The organism is Paracoccus marcusii, assembly GCF_006151785.1.
Classification (GTDB): Bacteria; Pseudomonadota; Alphaproteobacteria; order Rhodobacterales; family Rhodobacteraceae; genus Paracoccus; species Paracoccus marcusii.
Genome location: NZ_VDDD01000188.1, coordinates 1 through 4,722, shown reverse-complemented (window position 1 = coordinate 4,722; position 4,722 = coordinate 1). Strand labels below are relative to the sequence as shown.

Annotated in this window: 7 protein-coding genes and 1 tRNA gene; 2 read left to right on the top strand and 6 right to left on the bottom strand. The window is 67.6% G+C overall.

Translation table 11 applies throughout. The features are described from left to right. Positions 1-570: 570 nt before the first annotated feature. From rpsO to FHD68_RS17675, 4 genes are all read right to left on the bottom strand, one after another. Positions 571-840 (bottom strand): 30S ribosomal protein S15, encoded by a 270-nt coding sequence (gene rpsO / locus FHD68_RS17690; RefSeq protein WP_045982834.1) that lies wholly within the window; start codon positions 838-840, stop codon positions 571-573. A gap of 134 nt (positions 841-974) precedes the next feature. Then, positions 975-1,928: a calcium-binding protein gene (locus FHD68_RS19755; RefSeq protein ID WP_280115184.1), complete on the bottom strand. Its 954-nt coding sequence runs from the start codon at positions 1,926-1,928 to the stop codon at positions 975-977. 197 nt (positions 1,929-2,125) lie between these two features. Further along, positions 2,126-2,251, bottom strand: coding sequence for a type B 50S ribosomal protein L36 (gene ykgO, locus FHD68_RS17680; RefSeq protein WP_042245282.1), 126 nt, complete (start codon positions 2,249-2,251; stop codon positions 2,126-2,128). 82 nt (positions 2,252-2,333) lie between these two features. Then, positions 2,334-2,408, bottom strand: a tRNA-Val gene (locus FHD68_RS17675). Between the two features lie 155 nt (positions 2,409-2,563). On the opposite strand from FHD68_RS17675, the gene FHD68_RS17670 reads away from it, so the two are divergent. Next, complete coding sequence (locus FHD68_RS17670; RefSeq protein ID WP_232303332.1) at positions 2,564-3,427, top strand: N-formylglutamate amidohydrolase; 864 nt, start codon at positions 2,564-2,566, stop codon at positions 3,425-3,427. Next, complete coding sequence (locus FHD68_RS17665) at positions 3,424-3,834, top strand: NUDIX hydrolase (RefSeq protein ID WP_127897704.1); 411 nt, start codon at positions 3,424-3,426, stop codon at positions 3,832-3,834. The genes FHD68_RS17670 and FHD68_RS17665 overlap by 4 nt, the downstream gene beginning before the upstream one ends. Here FHD68_RS17665 and FHD68_RS17660 read toward each other — a convergent pair. Beyond that, positions 3,815-4,519: a DUF998 domain-containing protein gene (locus FHD68_RS17660; RefSeq protein ID WP_164871388.1), complete on the bottom strand. Its 705-nt coding sequence runs from the start codon at positions 4,517-4,519 to the stop codon at positions 3,815-3,817. The genes FHD68_RS17665 and FHD68_RS17660 overlap by 20 nt on opposite strands. Positions 4,520-4,567: 48 nt before the next feature. Continuing rightward, positions 4,568-4,722 (bottom strand): orotidine 5'-phosphate decarboxylase / HUMPS family protein (locus FHD68_RS17655; RefSeq protein WP_208863808.1); only part of this gene is annotated, 155 nt, incomplete at its 5' end.

The following is a 4,722-nucleotide window of genomic DNA, read 5'->3' as shown; positions in this document are numbered from 1 at the left end:
GGGCGGCGGGGGCTGCCGCGGGCGTCGCATCGGCGGCAGGCTCCGTCCGGGCCACCTGGCTGCCTTCGGCGGCGCGTGCCATCGCGTCGGGATCATAGCCGGCCTCGGCGTCCGGCGCCGGTTCCGGTTGCACCGCCACGGGCTGCTCCTCGGCCGGGACGGGCTGGGTTTGCTGCGCCGGGGCAGTTTCCTGCGGTTGCTGCGGCGGGGGGCTGCTGGGTGCCGGGGCGGTGTTCGTACGCCAGCCACTGGTCAGGCCACTGATCAACATGTCAACTCTCCTACGATGATGGCGGGCTGTTAACGTTTCAGTCACCACGCGATCCAGAAGAGGGTCCTGAAAGTTTTAGCGATTGCCCGGACGCGGCAAAGCCCCGCGATTGCCGGGCATGCAGGCTGTTTTCGACAGCATATTGATTTGACTTTGATTCTTTCCGGGTGGCTGCGTAGGCGGCACCACCGGGCCGTTCGGGGATCGCCAAGCGACCTGCCCTTAAGGACAGCCGCCGCCCGCAATGCAAAACGCCCGCGACAGGGTCGCGGGCGCCAAGGAAATGCGTGGTGCCGGTCTTAGCGACGCAGGCCCAGCTTGCCGATTAGGGCGGTGTAACGCGCCTCCTCCTTCTTCTTCAGATAGTCCAGCAGCTTGCGGCGCTGTGCGACCATCATCAGCAGACCACGACGCGAGTGGTTGTCTTTCTTATGCGACTTGAAGTGCTCGGTCAGGGTGGCGATGCGCGAGGACAGGATCGCGATCTGCACTTCCGGCGAACCGGTGTCGCCTTCCTTGGTGCCGAACTCTGCGATGACGCGGGCTTTTTCTTCGACGGTGATCGACATCGGGATCTCCTTTCGGATGAAGGGTGAGGGCACAGGCCGGGATGTCGTCCAGCAAGGTCCATGAAACACCGCACGGACCGAATGTCCGGCGGATGCGCGCGTTTAGCCCATCAGGGGCGAAAAGGAAAGTCCGTTCAGCCGCCGATGGCCACGATGCGAATGTCGCCCAGGCGCAGGGCCTCGGGGTTCAGCAGGCGCCCCACGGCCTGGCCGTTCACCTCCAGCAGCGTGCTGCCATCCGCGTCCTCGCGCAGCGACAGCTGCACGTCGCGCGCGACCTGCGCATCCAGATGCAGAACCAACTGGTCGTGATCGCCGTGGAAATCGGCCAGCGTCGGAAAGCCCTCCTGGACCTGGCGCAGCAAGAAGGTGTCGTCGCCCGCGTTGCCCGACGCAAAGTCATGCGCGCCGGGCATCAGCGTGTCGTTGCCGTCCCCGCCGTTCATCCAGACGGTTTCAGGGCCGTCATGGCCGATCAGCACGTCGTCGCCCGCGCCTCCGTCCAGATCATCCGTGCCGCCGGTCGAGACCAGCAGGTCGTTACCCTCATGCCCGGCCAGGACGTCGTCGCCCTCGCCTCCGAACAGCGAATCATCGCCCTCGCCGCCCATCAGGGTGTCGTCGCCATCCTCTCCGAACAGCATGTCATTGCCGCCCTGACCGGCCAGCAGGTCGTCGCCCTCGCCACCATAGATCAGGTCGTCGCCGCCAGGCCCATAGACCGCGTCGCCTTGGACCCAGTCATCGCCGGCCCCCGCCTCGATCGTGTCGGCGCCCAGGCCGCCCCGCAGGTCGTCCGCGCCGCCCTGCCCGCGAATCAGATCGTCGCCGGGCGTCCCCATCAGGAAATCAAGCCCCTCCGATCCGTCGATCACCGATTCGTCCGGCGCGGCCGGCACCTCGGGCTCCGGTTCGGGCTCGGGCTGCGGCTGGGGTTCGGGCATGGTGGGGGGCAGGCTCTCGCCCTCTTCCTCATCGGGGACAGGGGTGTCGTCGTCGTCATGCTCGGCATGCCGACTGGTCAGCGCGCTGACATCGACCATCATCCCGGCCATCAGCACGCCCAGAATCCCGCCCAGAATGATCATCGACCCAGACCCCGTTCGCGACCGGCCCCATGCCGATGCCCCGATACTAACGCGCCATGGCCCGGCATCGTACGGAAAAGTTGATAAAACCTTAATGCGGGTTGGCGGCCCGGCATGAAAAAACCCGCCCTGTGAGGGGCGGGTGGTACTGTCGTTTCCGCGTGACCTGCCGGATGATCCGGCCAGGACCCGACCGATCAGCCTTGGCGGGCCTTGAAGCGGCGGTTGGTCTTGTTGATCACGTAGATGCGGCCCTTGCGGCGCACGACCTGGCAGTCGCGGTGCCGGCTCTTGAGCGAGCGGAGCGAGTTGCGAACCTTCATCGGTTTTCTCCATCGTCGCGGCGCGTCGCAGCCGCATTGGAAAACGAAATGCCCCCGGTTTTGGCCGGGGGCGGCGAAATAATGGTGGGCGGTACTGGGATCGAACCAGTGGCCACTACGATGTCAACGTAGTGCTCTACCGCTGAGCTAACCGCCCGTTCCTTGGTGATTCCATCATGTTTCCTTGCGAAAACCCGGTGCAATCCCCTCGGTCCGCAGGTCTTTAACCGAGGTGTCTGGGGTATTCAAGGCCTATCGGTGGGCAATTTTTCAGGTTTATATGCAATGACGCGCCGGATGCCGAGGTCTGCCTTGTCCCAGCCTGATCTGCCCTATGTCGTGACCCGCCCCCGCCACTGGCTTTCGGGGGTGATCTTCGCGTCCCCGCATTCGGGCCATGACTATCCCGACTGGTTCCTGCAAGGCACCCGCCTGCCCATCCAGACCCTGCGATCGTCCGAGGACGCCTTCATCGATCGCCTGATCGCGCCCGCCACGGCCTTCGGCGCGGTCACGCTGGCCGCGCGCATCCCGCGCTGCATCGTGGACCTCAACCGCGGCGCGGACGAGATCGACCCCCTGGTCGTGCGCGGCGTGCCGCGCCACCCGCTGAACCAGCGCACCCTGGCCGGGCTGGGGGTGATTCCCCGCGTGGTCAGCCAGGGCCGGGTGATTCACGACCGCCAGATCGACCGGGCCGAGGCCGACCGCCGGATCGACGCCTGCTGGCGCCCCTATCACGCGGCGCTGGCCGGGCTGATCGCGCAGGCCCGCGCCCGATTCGGGCAGGCGATCCTGATCGACATGCACTCCATGCCCCATGATGCGCTGTCGCATCTGCAGGGGACGCGGCCCGACATGGTGCTGGGCAACCGTCACGGCCTGTCGGCGGCGGCGCGCATCTCGGACGCGGTCAGCGCCGCGGTCGAGGCCGAGGGTTGGACCCTGCGCCGCAATGCCCCCTTCTCGGGGGCCTACATCTGCTCGGCCTATGGCCGCCCCGCCCAGAACGTCCATGTCGTGCAGCTGGAGATCGACCGCTCGCTCTACATGGACGAGGCGACGATCACCCCCCGCCCCGATTTCGACGACTTCGCGGCGCGAATCGCCCGGGTGATCGGCCGCCTGTCCGGCCTGGGCCAGGATCAGTCGGGCGGGCGCGTCGCCGCGGAATGACCGCTGCGGCCTTCAACGGTGCCAAGCTGCTGCTGACCCATGGCGACCGGCTGCTGACGTGCCTGCGCGACGATCGCCCCGACATTCCCTTTCCGGCGCATTGGGACCTGCCCGGCGGCGGCCGCGAAGGACAGGAGGCGCCCGTCCAATGCGCCCTGCGCGAGCTGGACGAGGAGTTCGGGCTGCACCTGTCCCCGCAGGCGCTGACCGGTCGGGCGTTTCCGTCGCATTCCGCACCCGGACTGATGTCCTGGCTGTTCGCGGGGCAGATCAGCGCGGCCCAGATCGCCGCGATCCGGTTCGGGAACGAAGGTCAGGGGTGGTGCATGATGCCGGTGGCTGACTATCTGACCCATCCGCGCGCGATCCCGCATTTCTGCCGCTGGATCACCGCGATGCGGCAATGACGGCGCGGGTCAGCGGGCGCAGGCTGTCGCCCTTGACCGCCCAACTGGTCGCAAAGGCGAAGGTGGCCGCCGTCTCCAGCCAGAAGACAGGACGCAGGCGCGCTAGCGTATCGTCCAGGCCCGTCGCGAACAGCAGCCCGATCAGGCCGATGCTGACGATGATCGTCCAGCCGCAGATGCGATAGATGCGGTTCGACGCGGCCTTTTCCGGCCCGTCCACGGTGCCTTTGACGAACAGCACCAGGCAGAACACCGCCAGCGCGGCAAAGAACAGCCCCGCCGCGACGACATGGATCAGCGCCGACAGGCCCGGACCCGCGATGCATTCCAGCGCGGTGCAGGGCCCGTCCGGCCCGTCGGTGGGCACCAGGGCCACCAGTGCGATGGAGACCGCCGCCAGCCGCGCCATGACCTTGTCGGTGATCCATTCGCCCGCATCGGGGCGGAACCCCTCATAGCTCCACAGGAACACGGCCTGCGCGATCAGCGTGCCGACGAAGACCTCGCGCATCGGAGAGTAATAGTAGGCCGAGATGCTGGTCCGCAGTGGCTCGGGCCACAGCATTGCATAGGCGATCAGCGCCAGCGGCAGGAAGAACCCCAGGGCGCCGATGGCGCGGCGCACCGCCAGGAAGGACAGGACCAGCTCGTTGCGGATCTTCTGCACGCTGCCGTCATCGTCCATCGCCACCCCCGCGTTTCGCGCCATGCTGGGACGCGGGGGCGCCGGGCGTCAAGCCAGTTCGGCCAGGATCGCCTGCGCCGCCGCGCGCGGATCGGCGGCCTGCCAGACCGGGCGGCCCACCACGATGTGGTCGACGCCTGCCGCGATGGCCGATGCGGGCGTCTCGACCCGCTTCTGGTCGCCCAGGGCGCTGCCCGCGGGGC

What these genes read in the sequence shown, in the direction of transcription:
- rpsO (WP_045982834.1), bottom strand. Translation starts at nt 840, where the DNA reads ATGTCGATCACCGTCGAAGAAAAAGCCCGCGTCATCGCAGAGTTCGGC.
- FHD68_RS19755 (WP_280115184.1), bottom strand. Translation starts at nt 1,928, where the DNA reads ATGATCATTCTGGGCGGGATTCTGGGCGTGCTGATGGCCGGGATGATG.
- ykgO (WP_042245282.1), bottom strand. Translation starts at nt 2,251, where the DNA reads ATGAAGGTTCGCAACTCGCTCCGCTCGCTCAAGAGCCGGCACCGCGAC.
- FHD68_RS17665 (WP_127897704.1), top strand. Translation starts at nt 3,424, where the DNA reads ATGACCGCTGCGGCCTTCAACGGTGCCAAGCTGCTGCTGACCCATGGC.
- FHD68_RS17660 (WP_164871388.1), bottom strand. Translation starts at nt 4,519, where the DNA reads ATGGACGATGACGGCAGCGTGCAGAAGATCCGCAACGAGCTGGTCCTG.